Genomic DNA, 26,639 nt, shown 5'->3' on the forward strand with positions numbered 1-26,639 from the left:
TTTTTGTTATCATGAAGCACTACTTTGGTGCTTTTGCTCGGGTAAATTGTAGGTTCTACCGGAATTATTTATTATGGTGGCAACAGTGACGAAACAGCTTTTTAATCATTCGAATTTGGGGATAGCATGAAATTAATTACAGCGATTATCAAACCATTCAAGCTGGACGACGTCAGGGAAGCCTTGTCCGAGATCGGGGTGGCGGGTGTAACGGCAACCGAAGTAAAAGGCTTTGGCAGGCAAAAAGGTCATACCGAGTTATATCGCGGCGCTGAGTACGTGGTGGATTTTCTGCCTAAGGTCAAGCTGGAAATTGCAGTTGCGGAACACGTTGTCGACCAAGCCGTGGAAACCATCGTCAAAGCCGCAAACACCGGCAAAATTGGCGACGGTAAAATTTTTGTGACCAACCTGGAACAGATTATCCGTATCAGAACCGGCGAGACCGGAGAAGACGCTATCTAAGTCTTCGACAAAAAATAAAAAGCAGTAGAACATCAAAAATCGCCCTGGTCTGCGCGAAATTCGCAGACCAGGGCGATTTTGTTGTTTATAGACAGCTTAAAAATAACAACACACCATCATCTAGTGAAAGACAATGACAACAATAAAAAGAACGCTGATGCTAATGGCATACAGCTTGATGTTGCCGCAGCAGGCTTGGGCCGAAGGCATTAACCAAGCCAACACCGCTTGGGTTTTAACCTCCACCGCGCTGGTTTTATTCATGACCATTCCTGGCCTGTCGCTGTTTTATGGCGGTTTGGTCAGAAGCAAGAACGTGCTGTCGGTATTGATGCAATGTTTTGCGATTACCTGTCTGGTATCGCTACTGTGGCTGGCCGGTGTATACAGCTTCGTATTTGCCGATGGCGGCAGCTGGCAACCGTTTTTGGGGAGCGGCAGCAAGATCTTTCTGCCGGACATGAACACGCAAACTTTGATCGGCGATATTCCCGAAACCGTGTTTTTCATGTTTCAAATGACTTTTGCGATTATTACCCCGGCCTTGATCGTTGGCGCGTTTGCCGAACGGATGAAGTTTTCAGCCATGCTGTGGTTTAGCGGACTTTGGCTGATTGTGGTGTATATGCCGATTTGCCATTGGATATGGGGCAACGGCTGGCTGGCGGCGATGGGTGCGAAGGATTTTGCCGGCGGGATTGTGATTCACGTCAACGCCGGGGTGGCATCTCTGGTGGCGGCATTAGTGTTGGGGCGTCGCAAAGGCTTTCCCACCGTGGCGATGCCGCCGCACAATATGACCATGGTGGTTACGGGTGCCGGGATGCTCTGGTTCGGCTGGTTCGGCTTCAACGGTGGTAGCGCGTTAAAAGCTGACGGCAGTGCCGGCATGGCGATTGCCGTGACGCATATCGCCGCGGCCGCCGGTGCTTTAACCTGGATGACCATTGAATGGCTGCGTTTTAGTAAGCCCAGTGTTTTAGGTATCGTCACCGGGATGGTCGCCGGCTTGGGCACCATTACGCCGGCCTCTGGATTTGTCGGGCCTGTTGGTGGTTTGGTTATCGGTATTGTGGCTGGCGCCGTGTGTTTTTACGCCACGCAATTCGTCAAACGCCGTTTGAAAATCGACGATTCCTTGGACGTGTTTCCGGTACATGGCGTCGGCGGCTGCGTCGGCTCGATTTTAACCGGCGTGTTTGCTGCTGAAAGTTTCGGCGGCTTGGGATTGAACGGCGTGACTATTGCCGAGCAAGTCGGCGTGCAAACGCTAGCGGTTTTAGTGACGGCGGCCTGGAGCGCTTTATTCAGCTATGTTTTATTGAAACTCATCGGCGTGTTCATCGGTTTGCGCGTCAGCGAAGACGAAGAGCAGCAAGGTCTGGATATTGTGTTGCACGAAGAAACCGGCTATCACAACCTGTAACCATTAACGGTTAGAATTTAAGCTTTTCATAGCGGGCAGGGCGGATCGCCGCCTTGCCCGCATCCCTACAAAATCAGGAAAATCATGCCCATCACTCTTGAAGCTTTAGAAACCATCGTCCGCGCGGCCGGCGATGTGGCGATGCGATATTTCAACGATCTGGACTCTCTGGCGATTAACAAAAAAAGCGCTCGCGACTTGGTCACCGATGCCGATGTCGCAGTGGAAAATTATCTGAAACAAGCGCTCAGCGAGCATTGTCCGGAGTACGGTTTTTGGGGGGAGGAAAGCGGCCAAACCGCCAACCAAACCAGCCGCTGGATCGTCGATCCGATCGATGGCACTCATTCATTTTCGAAAGGCCAATATTTTTGGGGCGTCAGCGTAGCCTTGGAAATCGACGGTGAATTGATGATGGGCGCGGTTTACGGCCCGGCCTTGGACGATTATTACTGCGCGGAAAAAGGTAAGGGCGCTTGGAAAAACGGCAAACCTATCAGGGTTTCGGATGAAACCAATCTGGCCAGCAGCATGGTATCTACCGGTTTTGCCTGCCTGCGCCAGTATTTGGAAGATAACAACCTGCCGCGTTTCAACCGTATCGCCCAGGCTACCACCGGCCAACGGCGCTTGGGTTCGGCGGCATTGGATTTATGCACGGTTGCGGATGGCCAGGTCGATGCTTTTTGGGAGCAGGAACTCAATCTGTATGACATTGCCGCGGGCGTGTTGATAGCCAAAGAAGCCGGCGCAACCATCACCGATTTTAAAGGCAATCCCGGTGTGTTTCCAAAGCAGGTGTTTGCGACTAACGGCAAAATTCTCGATCAGCTATTGCCTTTGATGTAAGCGTCTTTCATCAACATCTCGCAGCGTTTGGCAATATCGCTAGCTTGTTGTGCGGACGAGAAGCCGGCGTATTTATCCGCAAACTGTTGGGCGGTCTGCGTGTGTTTCGAATGGCGCAGTAGCTCAGTTACGGCTGTTTTGTAGTTGGGATTTTTGCTTTCCGCGGCGATGTAAGTGCCCGCGCCGAGAGTAGCGAGGTTTTGAGCGCTGATCAGTTGTTCCAGCTGAAAAGGCAATGCCAGCAAGGGTTTGCCAGACAGCAAAAATGCCGACAATGTCGCCATACCGCCATGGCAAACAGCCAAATCGCATTGTTTGGCAGCAGCCGAGATTATTACCGGCTGTGGAGTAATGTGTAGATTGGCGCTGCTGTTCTTTTCTATAAATGCGGGTGTTGTCCCGGGTATGTGCGCCAATATCGACCAAGGTGACGCGCGCAACTGTTTTAGCAACACTTCCAGGCCGGGATATTCTGGGTGCAAATAGACGAATATTTTTTCGGCTCCGACGCTCGGCCAGATTGGCCCCATGCCGTCCGTCTGCAAAATGGTGGGTCCCCAATAATTCGCGTTACGGTATTGCCGATAATGGTCCAGCTCCGGAAACGTGCAGATAAAATCTTCCGTAAACTCTAACAAGTCCGCCAAAATCCTTAATGGTGGTGTATTCAAACACTCTAAAACCGAGTTAGTCGTGTTTAACACCTGGCTTTCGATAATGTTTAAGGCCTTATCGCTAACGCGCAACCAGGGGCGAATATTGGGCATCGGACTGATGCGCGGCGGCGAAAAAAAGCCGGTGCCGAACCCCGCTCGAGGCGTGTCAAATTTGCGGGCAGCGAGTAACGCGGTCGGTGCGTGGTCGCATACGATCAAGTCAGGGCTTACATGGCGATAAAGGCATTCCCAGGCTTTTGCTCGGGTTAGCAGACCGGTTTCATCGGTAAAGCCGGCGTTTTGTAGAATTCCCGGATAACTGGAGGCTGGCGCTTGCGGACGACTGTCAGGCCAGCGTATCGGGGCTTGTAGGTAACAAAAGTGATCGGCAGCTAACCAAGTGTCGGCGTATTCCAAATCTTTAAGCGCGAATATGACCTCGTGCCCGAGACTTTTAAGTTGTCGGGCTATGGGCAGAAATGCGGCGGTGTGGCCGTAGCCGGCCCCTAATTCCCAGCAATACAGGACTCTAGCCATAGCAGTGGATTTGCTTCACAAAATGTTGAAGTTGGAGGTTGTCTACAGCGTTTAGCAATAACTTTTGTTGAAACAATTGGTTTAAGAATTTATGCGTTAGCATTTATCTATGCTCATGATGGCAGTCAATAATAGAATTCAGACTGTTTGCTAATGATTTGGAATCATCGATAGTATTCAGTGCCATAATTAGCATACAAGGTTTTTATTCTTTAATTACGCTGTATCTAACCTGCTAAATTCTCATGATCCTACCTATATTACATTCAGAAAAGTTATCAGGTTTATGCGGACTAACGGCAATGCCGCCAATGTCTTCGCGCCAGTGCTTAAACCGGGCAATTCGACCCCTGGCATTCAGTTCCAAGGAAGTATTGCTGGCAGCGGCGGCCGTTTTATCTTTCGCGCCATTTTCAGTACAAGCTTGGACTCTGGATTTTTCTTCCAGGTCCTATAACTTTAACGAAGCGGATGGTGTTGTCCAGGCTAACGTTAGTCTAGCTAGCAGCTCCGGTGATTATGGCGGCTGCACCATAAGCGGCGATGTCGTCGCTGCTGGCGGCAGTGCAACCGCGGGCAGTGACTACAATATTTCGAGCGGCACCTTTTCTTTCAGCGTTCCCTTTTTGTTTGGCGGGTCTCATGCCGATAGTGCGCCGGTATCCATCAATATTATCGACGATGCATTGGTAGAAAGCACTGAAACTGTGACCTTATCTCTTCAGAATGTAACGCCAAGCTGTACCGGTGATTCGGTGTCGGCGGGCGCGTCAGCAGTCGCCAGCATTGCGGACAACGACGTCGCTCCGCCCCCCACCACGCCAACGACGCCCACTACGCCCACTACGCCAATAACCTCGACGCCCAACTTAACCGCCGATCCGACCTTTACCCCTAATCAGCAAGCAATTTACGAAGGTTTAACCAGTGCTTGCTCGGGAGCTGGCGGCGATTTATTGGCCCGCTGCAATGAAATAAACAACGCCGACCTGAATGCGGTGATTCCGGATGCGGTGGCGGCGCAAGGTGCGGCCGCCGTGGATTTTGGTTACAAGCAATTTTCCGTGGTGCATGGCCGCATCGTTAATCTGCGCAACTCCCAACAGCAAAGCGCCTCCTTATTGGGTTATTCCACCATTAATGTCAATGGCGAAACCATACCGGTCGGCAAGGCGTTGATGACAGCATTAGGCCCGGCTCGGGGCGGGGCGGCTGGGGATGATCCAAACGAACAGCCGTTTCGCGATAGCCCGTTAGGTTTCTTTCTGAAAGGTCAATTCAACGTCGGCGAAAAAGCCAATACCGGCAGCGAACGGGGCTTCAAAGCCGACAGAAAGGCGGTTACCTTCGGTCTGGATTACAGTTTTATGGATGAATTGGTGTTGGGTGCGGCCTTCGGTTACGGCTCTACCGATACCAATTACAATTTAAACAGCGGGAGTATGTCGACCGATGCGTACGAGTTTTCGTCGTATGGCAGTTATTTCCTGCCGCAGTCATTTTATATCGACTGGATTATGAGTTATGCGCTGCATTCCTTCGATATCAATCGGCGCATCCAATATACCGGATTCGATAATACGGCTACCAGTAGCGCTAATGGCGACCAGTACGGCTTTAGTTTGGGGTTTGGTAAAGACTTTGCGCTGCAAAGTTTTGTGATTAATCCCTATGTAAGGCTGGATTACAGCAAAACCGAAGTGGATAGCTATCAGGAAAGCGGCGGTGGAGGTTTAGCCATGGAGTTTGCCGGCCAATCTATCGATTCGGCGACATCGACTATCGGCGGTCAAGCCAGTAACGCGATCAGCACCTCTTGGGGTGTGTTGTCGCCCGGCGTGCGCTTCGAATGGGTGCATCAATATCTGGACGAAAGCCGTTTGATTCAGGCGCGCTTTAGTCAGGCGGCTGCCGGTGCCGGAAGATTCAGCGTAAAAACCGATACGCCGGATCGCGACTATTTCAATATCGGTACGTCGTTGGCATTGAGCTTGCCGGAAGGTCGGGCGGGCTTTTTGCGATACGAATACCGCTTAGGGCAGGCCTATATTACCGATCACACTATCGAGTTGGGAGCGAGAATTCCGTTTTAAGGAATATAGTGAATGCTTTGGGGAAGTGACCGCTGCGGGACATCCCGCAGCGGTTGTCTTTAATTCAGACTTATTTGGCTGCGGCTAATTCCGCGCGCATGTCGTCGATGACTTTTTTATAATCCGGTTTACCGAAAATAGCGGAGCCCGCTACGAAGGTGTCCGCGCCGGCTTCCTTGATTTCACGAATATTAGCCACGTTTACGCCGCCGTCGATTTCCAGGCGGATATCCAAACCGCTGTCGTCGATAATTTTTCTGGCTTGGTGCAATTTATCCAACGCGGATGGAATGAAAGATTGACCACCGAATCCGGGGTTGACCGACATCAGCAAAATCATATCGACTTTGTCGAGCACGTGCTCCAGGTAATGCAACGGGGTGCCTGGGTTGAATACCAGACCGGATTTGCAACCCAAGTCTCTGATCATTTGCAGTGAACGATCAATGTGTCTGGATGCTTCCGGGTGGAAAGTAATGTAGCTGGCGCCGGCTTTAGCGAAATCCGGGATGATGCGGTCTACCGGTTCCACCATCAAATGGACGTCGATTGGGGCGGTAACGCCATGCTTGCGTAGCGCTTCGCAAACCAAGGGACCGATAGTCAGATTGGGCACAAAATGGTTGTCCATCACATCGAAATGCACAATGTCTGCGCCCGCATTTAAGACATTAACAACTTCTTCGCCCAAGCGTGCGAAGTCTGCGGAGAGTATGGAAGGTGCAATCAGATTGTCAGCCATCTTTTGATCCTTTTGGTGAGGTTAAAAAACCGGCATTATAACTTTTTTCCGGCGTTTGGCTAAAACAGTGGATTGATTGCACACTTTAGGGCTGCCGGCGCTTGTTTCAAGCCGACACCACCGGCTCAAGATTTTTGTTAAGAGCGTAGTCGGTCAGAAACTTTTCGAATTCCGCTATCGGTAGCGGTTTGCTGACCAGATAACCTTGGTAAAGATCGCATTGCCGGCTTTTCAGAAAAGCCAGTTGCTCGGCGGTTTCCACGCCTTCCGCTACCACGCGCATGCGTAGCGTCTTAGCCATGGCGATAATCGTCGCGGTGATTTCCATATCGTCAGTGTGTTTGGGGATGTCTTCAATAAAACTTTTATCGATCTTTAAGACATCCAGCGGAAATAGTTTCAAATAAGCCAGCGACGAATAACCGGTGCCGAAATCATCAATGGCCAGATGCACACCCAAGCCGTGCAGCTTGTGTAAAATTTCGATGGCTTCTTTTTCCCGTTTCATCAACGCGCTTTCAGTGAGTTCGAGTTCCAGGCACTCGGCCGGAAAACCGGTCTCTGCCAAAATCCTGGCGACCACTTCGCTAATATCACTATGCAAAAACTGTTGCGGCGATAGGTTAACCGCCAGACGCAAGGCTGGAAAACCGGCTTGCCGCCAGCGCTGGCCGTGGTGACAGGTTTCTCTCAACACCCAATTGCCGATACTGGTAATCAGACCGGTTTCCTCGGCAATCGGGATGAAGCGTAGCGGCGGTATCAGTTCGCCGCTGGCAGTCTGCCAGCGGACCAAGGCTTCGGCGCCTATAATCGCGCCATTCTCGATGCAAATTTGCGGTTGGAAAAACACCCGCAATTCGCCTTGCTCGATAGCTTGGCGCAGGCGGATTTCTATATCGATACGTTCGCGCGCGGCGCGGGTCAAATCTTCCGAGAAATATTTGAAGCGGTTCCTGCCCTCATTTTTGGCTTGATACAAGGCCGTATCGGCTTGTTGGATCAACTCGTCCGGCGAAGCGCCGTGTTCGGGAAACATGGCGATGCCTACGCTGACGCCGATGCGTACCTCATGACCGCTGGGTAGCTGCCAAGTTTGGTTCAAGGCATTGATGATTTGCGTGGCCACATGAGCGACGGTTTCAGGTTGGTTGACTTCTTCCAGCAACACCACGAATTCGTCGCCGCCGAGCCGGCAAATGGTGTCGCTGGTACGCAGCCGGGTAGTCAGGCGTTCGGCGACCATTTGCAGCAAATCGTCGCCGGCCAAATGGCCGAAGCTATCGTTAACGTCCTTGAAGCGGTCCAAGTCGAGCATCAACACCGCCATCTTGTTGGCCTGACGGCGGGCTTTTTCGATGTTGTGTTGCAGGCGCGACAGGAACAGCATGCGGTTGGGCAATTTCGTCAGTGGGTCGTGGTGGGCCAGGAATTCCAGTTCCATTTCCGAAGCCTTCAGCTTGGAAATGTCGGCAAACACACCCACGTAGTGGCTGATCTCGCCTTTGCCGTCGCGCACGGTGCTGATGCTCAACAATTCCGGATACACCTCGCCGGACTTGCGGCGATTCCAGATTTCGCCTTGCCAATGATCCGTAGTGGCAATATTGGCCCACATTTCCCGGTAAAAATCGGCGTTGTGGCGGCCGGAACTTAAGATGCTGGGGCTATGACCGATTACATCCCGATTATCGTAACCGGTGATGTTGCTAAAGGCCTTGTTGACCATCGTAATTCGGCGTTGGGCGTCGGTAATCATCACGCCCTCTCGGGTGCTTTCGAATACGGCGGCGGCTTGTCCCAAGCGCTCTTCGTTGGCTTTGATGTCGGAAATATCGGTAATGGTGCCGACGTAACCGCACAATCCGCCCGTTTCGTCCAATTCCGGTTCGGCGCGCCCCACCACCCAGCGCACACTGCCGTCCGCCAGTTGAAAACGGTATTGCATATTGAAGGGCTGCAAGGCGGATACGCATCGCTGCCATTCGGCAATTACCGATTCGCGGTCTTCGGCAAGCAAACCGGCTATCCAGCCGTCACCGTGCGAATCAATAAAATGCAAGCCGGTGATTTCGCACCAGCGATGGTTGACGTAATCGCACTCACCTTTTTCGTTGGTGCGAAAAATGCCGACCGGGGCAATCTTCGATAGCGTATGAAAAAGTAGCTCGCTTTCCTGCAACGCGATTTCCGCTTGCTTACGGGCCGTGATGTCGCGCAGTCCGATGACATAGGCCGGCGCGCCTTCCCATTCCAGCGGCGTGGAGCGCAGTTCGGCCCAGGCTATGCCGCTGGGGCGAATCAGGTTGATGTCTTGAAATTGAATTTTGTCGGCGGAAATCGGAATTGCCAGGGAATGGCCGATCAGGCTGCCGCGTTCCAGCAATTGTTCTGCTGCTTGATTGGCATAAATAACGCTGCCTTGCGGGTCGACCACCATTACGCCGTCGGTAATGGTGTCCAGGATCAGATTGAGTTGTTTGAGTGTTTGTGGCATTTAGGGGTTACGACCGGGCATCAAACGATCACTGTCTGCACACCTGTACCAACATTTTGGGTAGTGATGGCCGCCATCACCGACGACATTCGCGAAAGATCGCCTAGCAGTTTCAACACCGGTTCCGGCAGGTCGCGCACCAGCATCGGCGTAGCAAAGATTTCTTTTTCCAGCGCCTTTTCCGGCATGCCCAATACTTCGACCACGTCGAATACCCAATGGCCGGGCTCGTATATGCCGGCCAGCACCGCGCTGATTTGCTCCACCAGCCTACGGGTTTCCGGATTCAGCGACACCACGTATAAGGTCAAAACCAGCTTATGGTGGTTGGCCCGGCGTTCTTCGTGAACTTTGGCGATGTGCACCACTTGGGCGATATTGCGGATTTGCGACGCCGACAAGGGTTTGCTGGCTAGTTCGAATTGCAAGCCTTCTTCATGGGCGTCTTTCAGTTGATCCATAAATTCGGCGGCAAAGGCCGTGACGATATAGACGTTCAAGCTGGTGTCCAACGCCTTCAGGCGGCGTAAGGTCTCCACGCCGTCTATGCCGGGCATGCGTAAGTCCAGAAATATCAAGTCGGGACGATCGGCTTCCACCATGGCGATACCTTGCAGACCGTTCTCGGCTTCGCGCACACGATAGCCTTCTTCTTCCAGAATCAGCTTGAAGGCGCCGCGTACCGCCGGGTCGTCGTCAATCACCAGAATGTTGTTTACCATCGCCTGTGTCTCTATTCGTTAACAAATACTAAAAGTGGGGGAATTTTAACCGGATGCAGCAACCTTCGCCAATGCGGCTTTCCACGGCTATCGAGCCATCGGCATCTTGAATCAAGCGGCGGGTGACGGATAAACCCAGTCCGGTGCCTTGGCCGGGCGGTTTGGTGGTAAAGAAAGGGTCGAACATGCGGCCTTGTACTTCGTCGGGGATGCCGGGACCATTGTCTTTTATATTCAACTCTAGCATTTTTTCGGCACAACGAACGCTGATTTCAATTTCGGGTTGCGCAATACCGCTTAGCGCATCGCGGGCATTGATCAATAGATTGATCAGAATCTGTTGCATGCTTTCCGCCGTGCAGGCGAGTTTGGGCAAGTTTTCCGGTATCTCGGTACGGACTTGGATAGCGGTTTTGCGCAATTCGCCTTCCAGCAACAACAAGGTTTGGCCTAAAACTTCCTCTAGCGAGCAACTGCCGGTTGGCGTGGTCTTTTGATGCATGAACACCAGCATATTCGACACAATGTTTTTGATGCGTTGAATTTGCTGTAAGGCTTGCGCCAGTATTTGCTTGGATTTGGCATCTTCCGTGCGGTCCGAGACAAATTCGACGAAGTTCATCACGCCCATCAGCGGATTGTTGATCTCATGGGCCACGCCGCCGACCAGCGTGCCCAGTGCCGACAGCTTTTCCATTTGCAGCATATGATCCTGGTTTTCTTGTAATTGTTTGTAAGCTTGGCGGGTTTGTTCCAGCAAGCGGGCGTTTTCCAACGAAATAGCCGCTTGGGCGGTCAACAGCTCGGTCATGCTGATTTTTTCCGGGGTGAATACGCCTTCGGATAGCCGGTTTTCCAGGTAAAGCAAGCCGATTAATTCGCTTTGCTTGATCACCGGCAAACACAATACCGAGCGTAAGCCAAACGCCACAACCTCGGGCGCATTTTGAAACTCGCCGTCGCTGCAGGCGTCGCTCAGCACGACTTTTTCGTGGGTACGTTGCACGTAATTGACGATGGCGTGGCAGATGCCGCGCACCTTGTTCAAGCTGTAATAGTGTTTGTGTATGGTGCGCTTTTTGCCGACGTGCTGCTCGGCGGCCACCAATAATTCGTCTTGTTGTTTGATCAACAGATAACCGTGCTGGGCGGCAGAGCTTTCCAAGACCACGGCCATGATTTTTTGCATCAATTGTGTCAGATCGATTTCTGCCGATAACGCCAGCGCCGATTTCATCAGATAGCTGATGTCCAGACTAGGTAAGGTGGTGGGAGCGGGCTGAGGTTTGGCTATTCTGGCGCCGGTCTCCGGACTGACGTATTGATGACGTTCCTGCAGCTGGTTGCTTTTCGCATCGGCACGGCATAAGCGGTAGTGGCGGCGCGCTTCGCCGTAATACAGTTCCGCGTCGCCCAAGCGGTGCTTCAGCAACAGATCTGCCAGCGTTTCGTATATATGGCCGGTCAGCAGGCCATAGTTCTGCGCCAGTGACAAGGCAATGGCATCCATGTACAGATTGCGCGCTTCGCGGTATTGGCCCTGCTGTCTGGCAAGCTCGGCATGGACAAACATTAGGTAGGGTTTCAGCAAGGGACCAAGTTGCCCCCACACTTCCAGTTGCGCAAGCAAGGGCGCAATTTCGGCATCGATTCGCGCCGCATCCATTTCCGAGCGCAGCAAGTTCAAGATCCGAAAGGCGTACCAAAGACGTTTCAAAACATTGTCGGTTAAGCCGTGCAAATAGTTTTCCACGGCTTTCAGCGATACTGCCGCCGCACCATAGTCGCCCAGGTAATATTGGGCAAAACCCAGTAATGCGAAGTAACTGCCGGTAGCTGCCACATAGTTATTGGCCTGCCAGTCCGCCAGCGTGGTTTGCATATCGACCGGGCGGTAATCGGGCTTCATCGGTAATACCCAGCCGGCCAGCACCGCCTGGGCTAGGCCTATTGAAAACGACAACTGGTTTTTGCGGGAAAATTGCAGACATTCATCGGCGGCTTCCTCGACCCAGCGCAGGTTTTTACCCTGGGCCAATAGATTCCACATCAGCGGGCCGTAGGACAGGCCGGCGTTGTAGAGATCGCCGCAGTTCTTGCCGGACTGAATGGCCTTGTGCGCGTAATCGACAATATCGGCCGGGTGGCTGCGCGAGTGCATATTGCACCAGACGATGCCGTTCATGCCGCGGGTGGCGCCAAAGGTGTTGGGGTATTTGGCGCACAAATCGTGCGCTAAATCCTGATAGAGAAACGCCTGCGCGAATTTGCCCTGTTCGCCCAGATTGAGGCCCATGATGGAAAACGAATAAATCACCGACTCGTCCATGCCGCCTTCCAGGCAGTGCAGGGTGGATTGGGCGGCGGATAAATACAGCTGCGGCACCAGACCGCACATGTACAAATCCGGAATCAACTCGCTATAAAAAGCCAGTTCGATTTTGCTTTGCCGCTGCTCGGTAAACGGCATGTTCAGGATTTTTTGCCAGACATCGTCTTGCTGGTCAATGATCAGCATCAGACTTTCCATGCGTTGCCGGGCTTGTTCGGGATCGTCGGGAATGGATTTGTTGAAATACGCCAAGCCACGGTTGGCCGTGGCGATAGCTTGCTTAAAGTTGCCGAATGAAGACAGGGACGTAGTCTGATCGGCCAACGCCTCGGCCTTATCCAGGTCGCTGACCGCATGCTCGATCAGCCGATTCAGCAAGGCTTCCGAGCTGTCGTAGCGGCCGCACATCAAATCGGTTTTTGCTAAGCGCTGATAAATCCGAAACGTCAGCGCGTAAGCCGTTTCCCAACAATCGGGCGGCAAATAATGGTGGGCCTTCAGGAAAAATTCGTTGGCGGCATCCCCGGCCAGCGCATCCAGGGCTTTATTGCCGGCATTAAAGTTGATATTCACCAGCCAGTAGGCGGTTTCTTCGTCCAGATCATTCGGGCAACCTTGATTGAGATGAGCGGCGATGGTGAATAAATTGTCCAGGCTGACCAGCTCGGCACCCGGTGGCACCGCCGACAGCAAACGATTGCCGATCCGCCAATGGATGCCGGGGCGCGCCGCGGCGGCAACTTGCTGCAATACCGCTTCCTGTACCCGGTCATGGACAAATTGCAGGTCGGCTTTATTTTCCAGTATCAGGCCCATGCTTAATACCGGTTTTAAGTCCTCGAACAGTCGCTCAATGGGCTTGTCCAGCACCAGCCCGACATCCTCCGCTGTGAAGCGATTACCCATACAGGCGCAATGATAAAGAATATCCAAAGTCCGGCTGGGCAATTTACGCACTTTGGCGCTGAACAGTTCCACCACGCTGGCGGGCATTTGCGTGTCGCGGATGCGGTTCATATCCCATTGCCAGTGTTGATTGGCGTCGATGCTGAGTAAACCTTCGTTGTACAACCAGGCCAGACTTTCACTGACAAATAAGGGGTTGCCTTCGGTCAGATGGGCGATAAAGTCGGCCAAATTGGCGGTGGCGTTCAGCGACGAATCCAGAATGTAGGCAACCATTTCATGGCAATCGGCGTCGCTGAGTTCGGTCAAATGGATCTCGGCCAGTGGGCCGGCGTTTTCTCGCACGCTACGGATCAATTTGGTCAAAGGATGACCACTATCGACTTCGTTATGCCGATACGCGCCCAGCAAAAATAGATAGGGGTGTTCGCGGTGATTGGCGAACAGGTTTTGCAAAAAATCGAAGGTGGCGCTGTCGCACCATTGCAGATCGTCGATGAATAACACCAAGGGATTGTCCTCGCTGGCCAGGCAAGCCAGGAAGCGGCCGAACAAATTGTTGAAACGGTTACGCGCTTCCACCGGCGGCAAGGGCTGTACTTCGGCTTGCGGGCCGATGATGAATTCCAGCTCCGGCACCACATCAATGATCGCTCCGCCGGCATTGTCCAGCGCGTCGAGAATTTTTGCTGACCAATCATGCACTTGGGCGTCGCTTTCGGTCAGAAAGGTGCGTATCAGATTGCGCAAGGCCTGAATCAGCGAGCTGTAGGGAATATTTTTTTGGTATTGATCGAACTTGCCGGAGCTGAAATAACCGCGATTTTTCACCAGTGGTTTTTGCAGTTCCTGAATCAGCCGGGTTTTGCCAATGCCGGATAGGCCGGAAATAAGCACCGAACGAAACCGGCCTTGGGTCACCTCGCTGTAATCCTGGCGAATGAGCTCAGCTTCGCTTTGGCGGCCGACCATTTTCGAAATGAAAACCACCCGGCGGCTGCGGTCGTGTTGGCCTATGCCAAAATTCGATACGCTGCCGGTGGTTTCGTGTTCTTTTTGGCAGCGCAGCAAATCGGCCAACAAACCTGAAGCACTTTGATAACGTTTTTCCGGTTGCTTCAAAATCAGTTTGGCGATGATTTCGCTCAGGGTGTTGGGGATGCCCGGACTGATGTCGTGGATTTTGATGGCTTCCTCGGCCAGATGCGAGTGAATCAGTTCCAGCGGATCGTCGGAAAAAAACGGCAGTCGGCCCGTCAGCAGTTCGTAAAACACGATACCCAGCGAATACAAATCGGTGGAGAAATCGACCCGGTAGTTGATGCGCCCGGTTTGCTCCGGCGAGGTATAGGCTAGGGTGTTGCGGACAAATTCCGGATCGTAAATGAAATGACTGACATCGCGGATGTCCAGCGGCGTGATGAAGTCGGTCAGGCGCAGACTCAAGCTGCCGGATTGCACCAGAATATTGTGCGGTTTGATGCCGCCATGGGTAATGCCGGCATCGTGCACCGATTGCAGGGTATCGGCCAAGGAGCAGGCCAATGTAAAAAAATCGCTCAGATTCACCGCTTGTTGTTGAGCGATCCATACATTCAACGGTTGGCCGTTGAACCAAGGCTGGACGATGAATTGATCGCCGTCGTTGGATTCCAAAGCCAAGGGCGTGCAGACGCGCGGGTCGTGCAATACTTTCAGGCGTTCGATTTTTTGCCGCAGATGCCGGGATTGGTCGTCCCAACTGGACAACAATTTCAGGCATTTAACCACCAGCGGGTATTCCGGCACGTGTTTGTGATAGCCCTTATAAACCGTGGCTTGCAGGCTTTCGCCGAGTTTGTCGGTCAGCACATAGCTGTCCAGTTGCGGAGCATTTTGAAGCGGAACGGTTCGGGTGCTTATATCGATCATGCGCTGGCGAGTGGGAAAGTTAAGGCGATTTTCGCGGCAGTTCCGGGGGCGGGCTGTTTTATAATTCTAGTCTTGTTTTGACTCAACAGGATTAGCCATGGCCGCGACAGCCTCCACTATGCTGCCTCTGGGCAGTATCGCCCCGGACTTTTGTTTGCCGGATACCGTGACCGGCCGCGAGTATGCTTTGCAGGACTTGAAAGGCGAACGCGGCACTTTGATTTTGTTTATCTGCAACCACTGCCCGTATGTGTTGCACGTCAAAGAGCAATTGATCGCCATTGCCCGGCAATACGCGGCCTCAGGCATTTCGACGGTGGCGATCAGTGCCAATGACATCGAAAACTATCCGCAGGATGCGCCGGATAAAATGCAGCAGATGATGGCGGACTGGGGGCATCCGTTTGCCGCGTATTTGTACGACGAATCGCAGGCGGTGGCCAAAGCCTACCAGGCAGCCTGCACCCCGGATATTTACCTGTTCGATGCCGATCTGGCTTGTGTTTACCGCGGCCGCCTGGATGGCGCCACGCCGAAGAATGATGTGCCGGTTACCGGCGAGGATTTGCGCAATGCCTTGGATAATTTGCTGGCGGGAAAGCCTGTCGATACGATACAAATTCCCAGCATCGGCTGTAACATCAAGTGGAAACTTGCGGAGTAAATGCCGGTAATCCGCAACCCGTTGTCACTTCGGTAAAAACCGCCGCTCAGGTTTTTGAACTTTTCTGGCGGCGGCTTGCGCAGGAGTGTATTCAGGCTGACAAATCATTGCCCCCAGCCTTCGGCACGGTGCGTTTTTAGCGTGGTACGTCGTCGAATTGCTCAACCAACATATCCAGCTCTTTGCTGAGTGCCGAGACACCGCCGCTGGCCGTACTGGCATGAACCGCATGCTCTGTAGTTTGTCGCGATAAGCTGCCGACGGCTTCTACCGTTCTGGAAATTTCTTCGGAAACAATATGTTGCTGTTCGGCGGCGCTGGCGATCTGCACGATCATGTCGTTAATGATATTGACCGACAGTGTGGTTTGTTGCAGCGATTCGGTGGAGTTTTTTCCGTGTTCCGCGCCGGTTGCCGCCATTTCCCTGACTTTAGCCATTTCCTGTACGGCGTTATTGACGCCGGAACGCAGGCCGTCGATCATTTTGTGGATTTCCTCCGTGGATTTTTGCGTGCGTCCGGCCAAGGTTCTGACTTCGTCGGCCACGACGGCAAATCCCCGGCCTTGTTCGCCGGCGCGCGCTGCTTCGATGGCGGCATTCAGCGCCAACAGGTTAGTTTGCTCGGCAATCCCTTGAATCACATCAAGGACGCCGCCGATTTTCTTGCTGTGATCGGCCACAATTTTAATGACTGTTTCGGCTTGGCCGACCGCGACCACTAAGCGGTCTATCATTTGGATGGTATTGTTGACCCGCGAAAGCGTTTCTTGCGATTGTCGATTGACATCATTGGCGGCTTGAGCGGCGTTGGCGGCACTGCGGGCGACCTCGCTGACGGTGGCGCTCATTTGGTGTATCGCCGAGGCAATCTGTTCAATTTCCGCCAGCTGTCTATCCATCGCTGCGCTAACTTGGCTGACTGCCTGGTAGCTCGTATCGGCTTTGCCTGCCAGGGGTTCTGTGGCTTGAGTTAGACGGCGTATGATGGTTCGGGATTTGGCTTTTAAAAGCTTCACCGCCAACAGTAATTGTCCAACTTCGCCGCCATCGGCGGTGTAAATCTGCTGCATCACCGGATTGTCGATCACCCGGCGCGCTTCTGCCGCTGCGTCATTTAAAGGTTGTAATACCAGCCAAACCCAGGCATAACCGACCGCTAAGGGGCCGGCGAAGATTGCTGTCGCTACGCCAAAACTGCACGTTTCGCTCAGATAAAGGCTGATGGCGGTGATTAATTGAATCACTGCAAAACCGCCGGTCAGTTTGCCGGACAAACCGATGCGGCTCAAAGGCGAATCGATATTTTTGCCGTGTTTCAGCTTTTCGTAGACAGTATTGGCGCGGGTCACGCAGGTCACGTCCGGTTTAACCCGCACCGATTCGTAACCGACAATCTTGCTATTTTCGAAGCGCGGGGTGACAAAAGCATCCACCCAGTAATGGTCGCCGTTTTTACAGCGATTTTTGACAATTCCCATCCATGGCCGGCCGCTCTTCACGGTTTGCCACAAATCGGCGAATGCGGCGGAAGGCATGTCGGGATGGCGAACGATGTTATGGCTCTGGTTTAACAGCTCTGCCTCGCTAAAGCCGCTAGTGTTCAAAAAATCTTGGTTGACATAATTGATCTTGCCGGCGGGATCTGTCCCGGAGGTGATGGTAGCCGAAGCTGAGTAAATCAATTCACGTTGGGTAACGGGTAGGTTTTTTCTCATTTTTGTACCGGGTCGGCAGAGATAGAAAGGTAAGTTCCCACGCAAGCGCTGGCTGACTGGTCTGCACCGCTTTTGTCGAGGAAGTATAAAAGGCTTTACGGCGATTGCAAAAGCCGGCCCCTGACTAGCGTGTGTTATCTGCAGGCCGTTTTTATTGTTAGATAGCGGCGATGCACTATGCTTGCAACGGAAAAACCTAAAATGAGGATGGAAATGACAGAATATCAATCACGGCAGTTGCAATTCAGCGGCAGCGGTGGCGAGTATTTCCGGATTTGGATCGTCAATGTCTGCTTGAGTATCGTCACCTTGGGCGTTTACTCAGCCTGGGCCAAAGTCAAACGTAACCAATATTTTTACCGCCACACTACCTTAGCCGGTGCGGGTTTTGACTACCACGGCGATCCCAAGGCGATCTTGAAAGGACGCATCGTCGCTTTTCTGTTGTTTGCTGGTTATACCTTGGTCGGTGAATTCGATCGGGTTGCAGGCTTGGCAATTTTGCTGGTGATCGTATCGGTGATGCCCTGGCTGTTGATGCGTTCGCTCCGCTTTAGAATGCATAACACCAGTTACCGAGGCTTACGTTTTGCGTTTCATGGCAGCACCGGAGAGGCGTACTTCAATTTTCTGCTATTGCCGGTATTATCGGCTTTGACTCTGGGGTTGCTGTGGCCGCTGGCGCAACAGCGCATGGCTCGTTACAACCGGGAAAACAGCACGTACGGTAATGAGTTTTTTAAATTCTTTGCCGGCATTGGCGCCTACTACCGCATCTATCTGATGACGATATTCATAGGTGTGCTGGTGTTTGCCGGCCTGATGGTCAGCGTTATGTTGCTGGGTAGCAAGGAGCTGATTCCGGTCGAGGCTGAGCAATTAGTGGCGATGAGTGTATTGGTAGCCGCGATAGGCACCTATTTGGCCTTGTTTTTACTGGCTTATCCCTATGTCGCGGCGCGTCTGCAGAACTTAGTCTGGAATAGCACGCAATTGGGTCCGCACGGGTTTCAGGCCCAGCTTCAAGCGCGGGAGATGCTGGGTATTATGTTTAGCAACGTCCTGTTGACTTTGCTGACCTTGGGGCTGTACAAGCCGTTTGCTGATATTCGTTTGGCGCGCTATCGCATCGAGCGCGTCGCATTATTACCGCGCGGCAACATAGACGAGTTTGTGGCCGGATTGCAGACCAATACTTCCGCCGCCGGCGAGGAAATGGCCGAGATGTTTGATTTCGATATTGCCTTGTAAATGTTGCTTACGGCCGTTTACTACGACGGGCGGCAAGCCCGGCCGCATCCCGTTACCCTCTGTGTTGAGGGCGACAAGCTGTTGTTGCAGGGCCGTGACATTGTGCGGCGCGAAAATTTAGCTAGTCTGAAAATTCCGCCGCCGCTCGGCAGCACGCCGCGCCTGATTTTGTTCGCCGATGGCGGCCGTTGTGAAGTCGCTGATCGGCAAGGCTTTGCCGAGATGTTGCCGGATAGAGCACTGGCCGGTATGGAAAATAGCTGGTGGTATGCGTTGGCAGTGTTGTTGTTAACTTTGAGTCTGCTTGTCGCGTTGTATTTGTTTGCTCTGCAGCATCTGACTCTGCACATCATGTGGATGCGATGAGTGTTTTGGGGTACTTATCTGGCCTTGTTTTTACTGGCCTATCCCTGCGTCGCGGCGCGTTCGCAGAACTTAGTCAGAAATAACACGCAATTTGAACCGCTTGGTTTTTAGGCCCGGTTTGGGGCGCGGGGGATGGTGGGTATTATGTTTGGTACATGTACTATGGACTTTGGGCTTGTACAAGCAATTTGTCGCTATTCGCTTGGCGCGGTATCGCATCGAGCGCGTCGCATTATTGCCACGCGGCAGCATCGACGAGTTTGTGGCCGGTTTGCAGACAAATACTTCCGCCGCCGGCGAGGAAATGACCGAGATGTTTGATTTCGATATTGCCTTGTAAATGTTGCTTACGGCCGTTTACTACGACGGGCGGCAAGCCCGGCCGCATCCCGTTACCCTCTGTGTTGAGGGCGACAAGCTGTTGTTGCAGGGCCGGGAGATTGTCCGCCGCGAAAATTTAGCTAGTCTGAAAATTCCGCCGCCGCTCGGCAGCACGCCGCGCCTGATTTTGTTCGCCGATGGCGGCCGTTGTGAAGTGGCAGATCGACAAGGTTTTGCCGAGATGTTGCAGGATGCAGGTAGTAGCGCGGTAGCGGGTATGGAAAATAGTTGGTGGTATGCGTTGGCGGCGCTGCTGTTAACTTTTAGCCTGCTCGTTGTTGCGTATTTGTTTGGATTGCCTTATGCGGCGCGGGCAGCGGCGGACCAAGTGCCGGTTTATTTGCTGGAACGGATGGATACGCAGTTTTTCGCCAGCCTTGATCAAACCTTGTTGAAGCCCAGTACACTATCCGAGGAACGTCGGCAAACCATTCAGGATGGCTGGCAGCGTTTGGCTTTGCCGCCGGGTGAGGATAGGCCCGCGCACATTGAATTTCGCGCTAGCCCGGCATTGGGTGCCAACGCTTTTGCGTTGCCTGGCGGCAGCGTGCTGCTGCTGGACGACTTGGTGAGTTTGGCGAGCAACGACCAAGAAATTTTGGCGGTGCTGGCCCACGAAATGGGCCATGTCCACGAAAAACATGCTCTGCGGCAAATGCTACAGGCTTCTGTGGTGGGTTTGGCGATGGCTTGGTACATTGGCGATGTCAGCAGTCTGCTGGCCGTCGCGCCGACCGTATTATTACAAACCCGCTATTCGCGCGATTTTGAACGCCGTGCCGACGCTTTTGCCGCAGAACTGTTGCGCGCCAACGCTATTCCGGTCAGTCGGCTGGCCGATATATTGGAAAAACTGGAGGCCGCCCATCAAACCACAGTACCCAAACAACCCGTAGAATCGCTTGAAGCGCTGGATTATTTATCCAGCCATCCCAATACCGAAGAACGGATCAAACGCTTGCGCGGGCTGTAAAATGCTCGGTAGCCGGAGTATTTTGGCTATCCATTTATAGGTATCAGGAGAATAAAACACCATGAAACGTCTTTATGTCCTCGCGCTGGCGGGGCTGCTGGCAGCCGGCGGAACCGGTTGTGCCTATACTGCCAAACCAGACCAGCAGGCGCAAAATCGCAAAGTGCATCACGTGGTTATCGTTTGGTTGAAACAGGCGGGTGATGAAAAATTGCGGCAACAATATATAGAAGGCAGTGCAGGCTTGGCTAAATTGCCAGGCGTGCTGGCTTACGATGTCGGTACACCGGCGGCGATTAATCGTGGACGAGCGAATGCTGCCTTAGATGAAAGCTATGATGTGGCCGTATCCGGCATTTACGAAAGCCAGCAGGCTTACGAGGCGTTTTTACAGAATCCGGAATATCTGCGCGTGGCGCAACAGGTGCTGCGGCCCTTGGTGGACAAATATAAGATTTACGATTTTATCGAGTAATGACGTTGTGACCAGCCGTTTCCCGGATTTGTAGCCAGGAATGGCTGGACAGTATCAGTCTGGCTTCTTCAGCGCCGGCAGCATGTGGCTTAAGGTGTTGTCCCGCTGCACGTAATGATGAAATAGTACCGCCGAGACGTGTAAGCCAATCAGGTAATAGCTGATCACACCGCCGGTTTCGTGTATTTCTTTGATCGTTTTGGCCAGTTCCTTGTTTTCGGCGATCAGCGCCGGCAACTCCAGGCCAAAAAACGGAATTGTTTTACCGGCCGCGCTTAATGCCAACCAGCCGACTATCGGCATTCCCAACATCAATGCATAAAGCAATAGATGCACCAGACGTGCCGCCTGCCGTTGCCAGGCCGGCGGTTCCGGCGATATGGCCGGTGTGGGGCCGACCAGACGGAAACCCAGTCTCGGCAACAGCAGCATTAACACCAATAAACCCAGCATAAAATGCAGGGCTTTCATGGTTTCACGCGGGTCGCTGCCTTTGGGGAACAATTCGCGTAGCTCGATACAGGCATACCCGGCTGCCATCACGATGAACGTCAGCCAGTGCAAGGCAATCGTCATCGTGCCATAGCGTTCGTTGGCATGGTTTCGCATCGTTAATTGCTCCTTTTTGCCAAGAAAATCATAATACGCCGAATTTGCAATGAGCCGATTTGTCAAACGATGCCCACGACTGGGGATTTAAAACCCTAGCGATGGGTTTATTTTTTCAAAGCGGAGGCTTCAGCGGCGCGGCGGGTGATTTCCGCCCAATCGCCGGCATCGACCAGTTCGGACGGTGCCATCCAGGAGCCGCCGACGCAGGCCACATTACTTAGCGCCAGATATTCCACCGCGTTTTTCGGATTCACGCCGCCGGTCGGGCAAAAGGTCACTTGCGGCAACGGGCCGCCGATGGATTTCAGCATTGGGATGCCGCCCGCCGCTTCGGCCGGGAAAAACTTCATCGCGGTAATGCCTCTGTCCATCAAACGCATCACCTCGCTGGGGGTGATGACGCCAGGCAAAATCGGCACGCCGGAAGCCAGAGCCGCATCCAGCAAGCTGTCGGTGACGCCTGGGCTGACGATAAATTCCGCGCCGGCATCAATCGCGTTTTTCAGGGTTTGGGTATTGATGATGGTGCCGGCACCGACAATCGCCCCCGGTACTTCGGCTTTGATGCGGCGGATGGCATCCAGCGCCACCGGTGTGCGCAAGGTGATTTCCAATACTTTCAATCCACCTTCAACCAACGCGCGCGCCAGCGGCACGGCTTGTTCCAGTTGATTGATTACCATCACCGGCATTACCGGGGAGGTGGTCATGACTTCTTTTATTGATACGGTCATTTGTTATTTTCCTAATGTGAGGGTGCTTGGAAAACCCACGCCGTGAAGCGTGCGTGTTTGACAAAACGACAACGGTCTCGGGGTAAACCCTAAACCGTATAGGTTGTCGATGCGGTTTTGCCGCCGTGTCCGGTCCAGTCGGTATGAAAAAACTCGCCTCTGGGCCGGTCGATGCGTTCGTACGAATGGGCGCCGAAATAGTCTCTTTGCGCTTGCAGCAGATTGGCGGGCAGCCGTTCGGTGCGGTAGCCGTCGAAATAAGCCAGGGCGGAGGAGAAGGCCGGCGTCGGGATGCCCAATTGTATGCCCAAAATCACCGCTTGGCGCCAGCCTGCTTCGGCTTGCTTCATCGCTTCGACGAAGAAGTCGGCCAGCAGCAAGTTTTCCAGCTCGGGATTTTGCTCGTAAGCCTGTTTGATGTCGTTCAAAAACTGGCTGCGAATAATACAGCCGCCGCGCCACATCAAGGCAATCTCGCCGTAATTCAGTGCCAGCTGGTATTCCTTGGCGGCTTCGCGCATCAATCTAAAGCCTTGCGCGTAGGAAATGATTTTCGAGGCGTACAAGGCTTGGCGTATAGCCTGAATCATCGCGGCTTTGTCGCCGCTAAAGCTGGTGCTGGTTTTAGGTAAGGCTTTGGCTGTGCGGATGCGCTCGTCTTTTTGCGCGGACAGGCAACGGGCAAATACCGATTCGCCGATCAGGGTCAGTGGGATACCTAGGTCCAGCGCATTGATGCCGGTCCATTTGCCGGTGCCTTTTTGGCCGGCGGTATCCAGAATGCTGTTCAGCAAGGGTTGGCCGTTGTCTTCTTTGTAAGCCAGGATATTGGCGGTGATTTCGATCAAATAAGAGCTTAATTCGCCTTGATTCCACTCGGCAAAAATTGCCTGCATTTCATCGGTGCTTAGGTTCAGCCCTTCGGCCAGCAATTGATAAGCCTCGCATATCAGCTGCATATCGCCGTATTCGATGCCGTTATGCACCATTTTTACGTAGTGGCCGGCGCCGTTATCGCCGACCCATTCGCAGCAGGGATCGCCGTCGACATGGGCGCTGATGGCTTGGAAGATCGCCTTAACGGCCGGCCACGCCGCTTTGTTGCCGCCGGGCATGATAGACGGTCCGTGGCGGGCGCCTTCTTCGCCGCCGGAGACGCCGGTGCCTACGTAGAGTAAGCCTTTTTCCTGCAAATATTGAGTGCGGCGGTTGGTGTCGGTAAACAGCGAATTGCCGCCATCGATGATGATGTCGCCGGCTGACAGCAAGGGCAGCAAGTCGTCGATGTATTGATCGACGACAGTGCCAGCCTTGACCATTAACATGATCATTCGTGGCGATTCCAGGCTATCCACCAGTTCTTCCAGGGAATGCGTGCCAATGACTTGGGTGTTTTTAGCCGGGCCGTCGAGAAACTCATCGACTTTGCTGGCGGTGCGGTTATACACCGCCACTTTGAAACCGTGGTCGTTCATGTTCAGAACCAAATTCTGTCCCATGACGGCCAAGCCGATTAAACCGATATTTGCTTTCATGTGCTTGCCTACTGTAAACGTTGTCGTTGTGGGGTGATGACACAATGTTGCTTAATTCTGGTTTCAAGAAAGTCGTCCTTCCGTGGAAGGACGGATTTGGCAAAGTGAAACTAAGACGGCATTGCTTAAAGCGTGTGAATCTCAGTCCACGAAAAACAGATTGGTCGCTCCGGTTTCCGAAGTCGATGCGTTTGCCCGCATTGCGCCAAACAGTTCGCGGCCCATACCAAAATGATGGCCGGTAGCGCTGTTGGCAGTTGGCACGCGGGCATCGAATTCGGCTTGATCCACCTGCACGTTGACTTCCCCGGTTTGGGTGTTCAGGGCAATGATGTCGCCGTCGCGGACCTTGGCCAGTGGGCCGCCATCTATGCATTCCGGCCACATGTGAATGGCCGACGGTACCTTGCCGGATGCGCCGGACATGCGGCCGTCCGTGACCAATGCGACATGAAAGCCCCGGTCTTGCAATACGCCTAATACCGGCGTCAATTTATGCAATTCCGGCATGCCGTTCGCTTTTGGGCCCTGGAAGCGCAACACCACGATCACGTCTTTTTCCAGTTCGCCGCGTTTGAAGGCAGCTACTACGTCCAGTTGGTCGTCGAACACCATTGCCGGTGCGGTAACCACCTGATGCTTTTCCGCGACCGCGGAAATTTTTGAGACGCCGCGGCCCAGGTTGCCGTGCATCACGTGCAGACCGCCGCACGCAGCGAAGGGTTGTGCCACACTGCTAATTACATCCGGATCCAGCGAAACCGCTGGCCCAGCTTCCCAGCTGAGCTTGCCGTCGTTCAGCGTCGGCACTTGGCTGTATTGCGCCATGCCGCGCTGGTCGCCGATGGTCAGAATATCGCCGTGCAGAAGGCCGTGTTCCAGCAATTCCTGGATCAACAAGCCCATTCCGCCGGCAGCTTGGAACTGGTTGACGTCGGCCGGGCCGTTCGGGTAAATCTTGGTCAATAACGGAATCGCTTTGGATAGATTATCGAAATCGTCCCAGTTGATGATAATGCCGGCCGCGCGAGCGATGGCGATCAAATGGATGGTGTGATTGGTCGAGCCGCCCGTAGCCAGTAAGCCGATAATCGCATTGATGATGGCTTTTTCGTTGACCACGTGGGCAATCGGCCGGAAGTCGTCACCCAGCGCGGTGAACTTCAACACTTGTTTGGCAGCGGCTTTGGTTAATTCGTCGCGCAGCGGGGTGTACGGGTTGACGAAAGAACTGCCGGGCAAGTGCAGACCCATGATTTCCACCATCATCTGATTGCTGTTGGCGGTGCCGTAAAAGGTGCAGGTGCCGGGGCTGTGGTAGGCCTTGGATTCCGATTCCAGCAGTTCTTTTTCGCCGACTTTACCTTCGGCGAATTTTTGCCGGGTGCGGGATTTTTCCTTGTTGGAGATGCCGGTAGTCATCGGCCCGGCGGGCACGAAAACGGCAGGCAAGTGGCCGAAACTCAAGGCGCCGATCAGCAAACCGGGCACGATTTTGTCGCAGACGCCCAAATACAAGGCGGCGTCGAACATGTTATGGCTCAAGCCAATCGCCGTGGATAACGCGATCACGTCGCGGCTGAACAGCGACAATTCCATGCCCGGCATACCTTGGGTGACGCCGTCGCACATGGCCGGCACGCCGCCGGCGAATTGGGCGACGCCGCCGGCTTCGCGCACTGCTTGTTTGATCAGTTCCGGGTAGTGTTGATACGGTTCGTGCGCCGACAACATGTCGTTGTAGGCGGAAATAATGCCGACGTTGGGTTTGACGGCATGCGACAGGGCGTCTTTTTCAGCCGCCGAACACACGGCAAAACCGTGGGCCAGATTCGCGCAAGGCAAATTGGTGCGTTGTGGGTCGTTGGCAATAGCGGCGTCGATGCGGGCCAGATAAGCAGCACGGCTTTCCCGGCTACGTTCCACCACGTCGGCGGTCACTTTTTCTAAAACAGGATGCATAAGCTCTCCAGGGCAGCAGATAGGTGGTGTCGACGCGCCGAACGGCGTTTTGGAATCGAGAGTGATCGGGTTATGCGCGTCTAACCCACCCTAAATTTAAGCGGCTAAGGTGCCCAGTACAATTCCACCGGCACGTCTTCCTGATTCAATAAGGCCCGAATCGGCATGTCTTCTACCGGGCCCGGTTTCTGGGCGCTGTTGAACACCGCCAACTTATCTTCGCCGGTAAACAAAATCACGATGCGTTCCGACTTTAATAAAGCGTTGCGGGTCAGGGTCAGGCGTTCTGTATTGGCGCCGGTCACTTCGCTTTGAATGGCGGTGATGGCCGCGGTCAGATTTTGATTGTCCTCACTCAATGCGTTGGCCAGACCTTCGGCGTGCGGAAACAGCGAAGCGGTATGACCGTCCGGGCCCATGCCGACGATGCTCAGCGTGAAAGGCTGCGGCAGTTTGGCGTAGCGGCCTTCAGCCTCTGCCTGACCTTGTTTTGCCTTGGCAGCCGGGGTTTTCATGCCGATAAACTCAACGTTTTTGGCGTTGTTGATCAGCAGGCTGCGGCGAATTAAAGCTTCGTTGCTGGCGCTGTGTTGATTGTCTACCCAGCGTTCATCTACCAATGCCACCTTGATTTTTTTCCAATTCAAATCGGATTTGGATAAAGCTTCATAAAGCGGGGCAGGGGTGCTGCCGCCGGACACCAATAAAGTGGCTTGACCGTGTTTGCTGACGGCTTCGGACAAAACATCCTGGCATTCGGCCACCAAGGCGGTAAACAGGTGGTTACGTTGTTCGAAAAAAAATTCTCTAACCATGTTCGTTGTTCTCGTGAT

Annotated in this window: 21 protein-coding genes; 10 read left to right on the top strand and 11 right to left on the bottom strand. The window is 53.4% G+C overall.

From position 1 onward, the window contains the following. Window positions 1-126 precede the first annotated feature (126 nt). The 3 genes from ACMXD4_RS07880 to ACMXD4_RS07890 all read left to right on the top strand — a co-directional run bounded on the left by ACMXD4_RS07880 (window position 127) and on the right by ACMXD4_RS07890 (window position 2,740). Entirely contained in the window at window positions 127-465 is a 339-nt protein-coding gene (locus ACMXD4_RS07880) for a P-II family nitrogen regulator (protein ID WP_020485493.1), read from the top strand. 157 nt (window positions 466-622) lie between these two features. Then, window positions 623-1,891, top strand: coding sequence for an ammonium transporter (locus ACMXD4_RS07885; protein WP_415880822.1), 1,269 nt, complete (start codon window positions 623-625; stop codon window positions 1,889-1,891). Between the two features lie 84 nt (window positions 1,892-1,975). Continuing rightward, window positions 1,976-2,740, top strand: coding sequence for an inositol monophosphatase family protein (locus ACMXD4_RS07890; protein WP_033155372.1), 765 nt, complete (start codon window positions 1,976-1,978; stop codon window positions 2,738-2,740). Here ACMXD4_RS07890 and ACMXD4_RS07895 read toward each other — a convergent pair. After that, the gene (locus ACMXD4_RS07895; protein WP_415880392.1) at window positions 2,719-3,933 is read right to left on the bottom strand and encodes a glycosyltransferase; all 1,215 of its coding nucleotides are present in this window, start codon (window positions 3,931-3,933) and stop codon (window positions 2,719-2,721) included. The two genes, ACMXD4_RS07890 and ACMXD4_RS07895, sit on opposite strands and share 22 nt — an antisense overlap. A gap of 311 nt (window positions 3,934-4,244) precedes the next feature. Here ACMXD4_RS07895 and ACMXD4_RS07900 point away from each other — a divergent pair, with 311 nt between their 5' ends. Next, a complete protein-coding gene (locus tag ACMXD4_RS07900; protein ID WP_415880393.1) occupies window positions 4,245-6,026 on the top strand; it encodes an autotransporter domain-containing protein in 1,782 nt (593 codons plus the stop codon). Window positions 6,027-6,096: 70 nt separating this feature from the next. Here the strand turns inward: ACMXD4_RS07900 and rpe are convergent, their stop codons facing one another. The 4 genes from rpe to ACMXD4_RS07920 all read right to left on the bottom strand — a co-directional run bounded on the left by rpe (window position 6,097) and on the right by ACMXD4_RS07920 (window position 15,136). After that, complete coding sequence (gene rpe, locus ACMXD4_RS07905; protein ID WP_415880394.1) at window positions 6,097-6,768, bottom strand: ribulose-phosphate 3-epimerase; 672 nt, start codon at window positions 6,766-6,768, stop codon at window positions 6,097-6,099. 106 nt (window positions 6,769-6,874) lie between these two features. Next, window positions 6,875-9,265: an EAL and GGDEF domain-containing protein gene (locus tag ACMXD4_RS07910; protein ID WP_415880395.1), complete on the bottom strand. Its 2,391-nt coding sequence runs from the start codon at window positions 9,263-9,265 to the stop codon at window positions 6,875-6,877. 20 nt (window positions 9,266-9,285) lie between these two features. Continuing rightward, window positions 9,286-9,987 carry a response regulator gene (locus ACMXD4_RS07915; RefSeq protein WP_033155367.1) on the bottom strand — a complete coding sequence of 234 codons (702 nt, stop codon included), beginning with the start codon at window positions 9,985-9,987 and terminating at the stop codon, window positions 9,286-9,288. 28 nt (window positions 9,988-10,015) lie between these two features. Beyond that, entirely contained in the window at window positions 10,016-15,136 is a 5,121-nt protein-coding gene (locus tag ACMXD4_RS07920) for an AAA family ATPase (protein ID WP_415880396.1), read from the bottom strand. Window positions 15,137-15,233: 97 nt separating this feature from the next. Between ACMXD4_RS07920 and ACMXD4_RS07925 the strand changes: the two genes are divergently transcribed. Next, window positions 15,234-15,800, top strand: coding sequence for a thioredoxin family protein (locus ACMXD4_RS07925; protein ID WP_171695937.1), 567 nt, complete (start codon window positions 15,234-15,236; stop codon window positions 15,798-15,800). Between the two features lie 136 nt (window positions 15,801-15,936). On the opposite strand, the gene ACMXD4_RS07930 is transcribed toward ACMXD4_RS07925, so the two are convergent. Then, on the bottom strand, window positions 15,937-17,517 hold the full coding sequence (locus ACMXD4_RS07930; RefSeq protein WP_415880397.1) for a methyl-accepting chemotaxis protein: 1,581 nt from the start codon (window positions 17,515-17,517) through the stop codon (window positions 15,937-15,939). 213 nt (window positions 17,518-17,730) lie between these two features. On the opposite strand from ACMXD4_RS07930, the gene ACMXD4_RS07935 reads away from it, so the two are divergent. The 5 genes from ACMXD4_RS07935 to ACMXD4_RS07955 all read left to right on the top strand — a co-directional run bounded on the left by ACMXD4_RS07935 (window position 17,731) and on the right by ACMXD4_RS07955 (window position 20,963). Continuing rightward, a complete protein-coding gene (locus tag ACMXD4_RS07935) occupies window positions 17,731-18,768 on the top strand; it encodes a YjgN family protein (protein ID WP_415880398.1) in 1,038 nt (345 codons plus the stop codon). Then, complete coding sequence (locus tag ACMXD4_RS07940) at window positions 18,769-19,134, top strand: hypothetical protein (protein WP_415880399.1); 366 nt, start codon at window positions 18,769-18,771, stop codon at window positions 19,132-19,134. It abuts the gene before it with no gap. A gap of 148 nt (window positions 19,135-19,282) precedes the next feature. Beyond that, entirely contained in the window at window positions 19,283-19,474 is a 192-nt protein-coding gene (locus tag ACMXD4_RS07945; RefSeq protein WP_415880400.1) for a DUF898 family protein, read from the top strand. Further along, on the top strand, window positions 19,475-20,488 hold the full coding sequence (locus tag ACMXD4_RS07950; RefSeq protein WP_415880401.1) for a M48 family metallopeptidase: 1,014 nt from the start codon (window positions 19,475-19,477) through the stop codon (window positions 20,486-20,488). 61 nt (window positions 20,489-20,549) lie between these two features. Further along, complete coding sequence (locus ACMXD4_RS07955) at window positions 20,550-20,963, top strand: Dabb family protein (protein WP_415880402.1); 414 nt, start codon at window positions 20,550-20,552, stop codon at window positions 20,961-20,963. Window positions 20,964-21,017: 54 nt separating this feature from the next. Here the strand turns inward: ACMXD4_RS07955 and ACMXD4_RS07960 are convergent, their stop codons facing one another. The 5 genes from ACMXD4_RS07960 to pgl form a co-directional block, all read right to left on the bottom strand. Continuing rightward, window positions 21,018-21,572: a cytochrome b gene (locus tag ACMXD4_RS07960; protein WP_415880403.1), complete on the bottom strand. Its 555-nt coding sequence runs from the start codon at window positions 21,570-21,572 to the stop codon at window positions 21,018-21,020. A gap of 107 nt (window positions 21,573-21,679) precedes the next feature. Further along, the gene (locus ACMXD4_RS07965; RefSeq protein WP_101055183.1) at window positions 21,680-22,309 is read right to left on the bottom strand and encodes a bifunctional 4-hydroxy-2-oxoglutarate aldolase/2-dehydro-3-deoxy-phosphogluconate aldolase; all 630 of its coding nucleotides are present in this window, start codon (window positions 22,307-22,309) and stop codon (window positions 21,680-21,682) included. Between the two features lie 89 nt (window positions 22,310-22,398). Then, window positions 22,399-23,844 (bottom strand): decarboxylating NADP(+)-dependent phosphogluconate dehydrogenase, encoded by a 1,446-nt coding sequence (gene gnd, locus ACMXD4_RS07970; RefSeq protein ID WP_415880404.1) that lies wholly within the window; start codon window positions 23,842-23,844, stop codon window positions 22,399-22,401. Window positions 23,845-23,985: 141 nt separating this feature from the next. Further along, on the bottom strand, window positions 23,986-25,806 hold the full coding sequence (gene edd, locus ACMXD4_RS07975) for a phosphogluconate dehydratase (protein WP_415880405.1): 1,821 nt from the start codon (window positions 25,804-25,806) through the stop codon (window positions 23,986-23,988). A gap of 104 nt (window positions 25,807-25,910) precedes the next feature. Continuing rightward, complete coding sequence (pgl, locus tag ACMXD4_RS07980) at window positions 25,911-26,621, bottom strand: 6-phosphogluconolactonase (protein WP_033155358.1); 711 nt, start codon at window positions 26,619-26,621, stop codon at window positions 25,911-25,913. Window positions 26,622-26,639 lie beyond the last annotated feature (18 nt).

Origin of the sequence: Methylomonas sp. TEB (assembly GCF_047777895.1) — a bacterium.
Lineage (GTDB): Bacteria > Pseudomonadota > Gammaproteobacteria > Methylococcales > Methylomonadaceae > Methylomonas.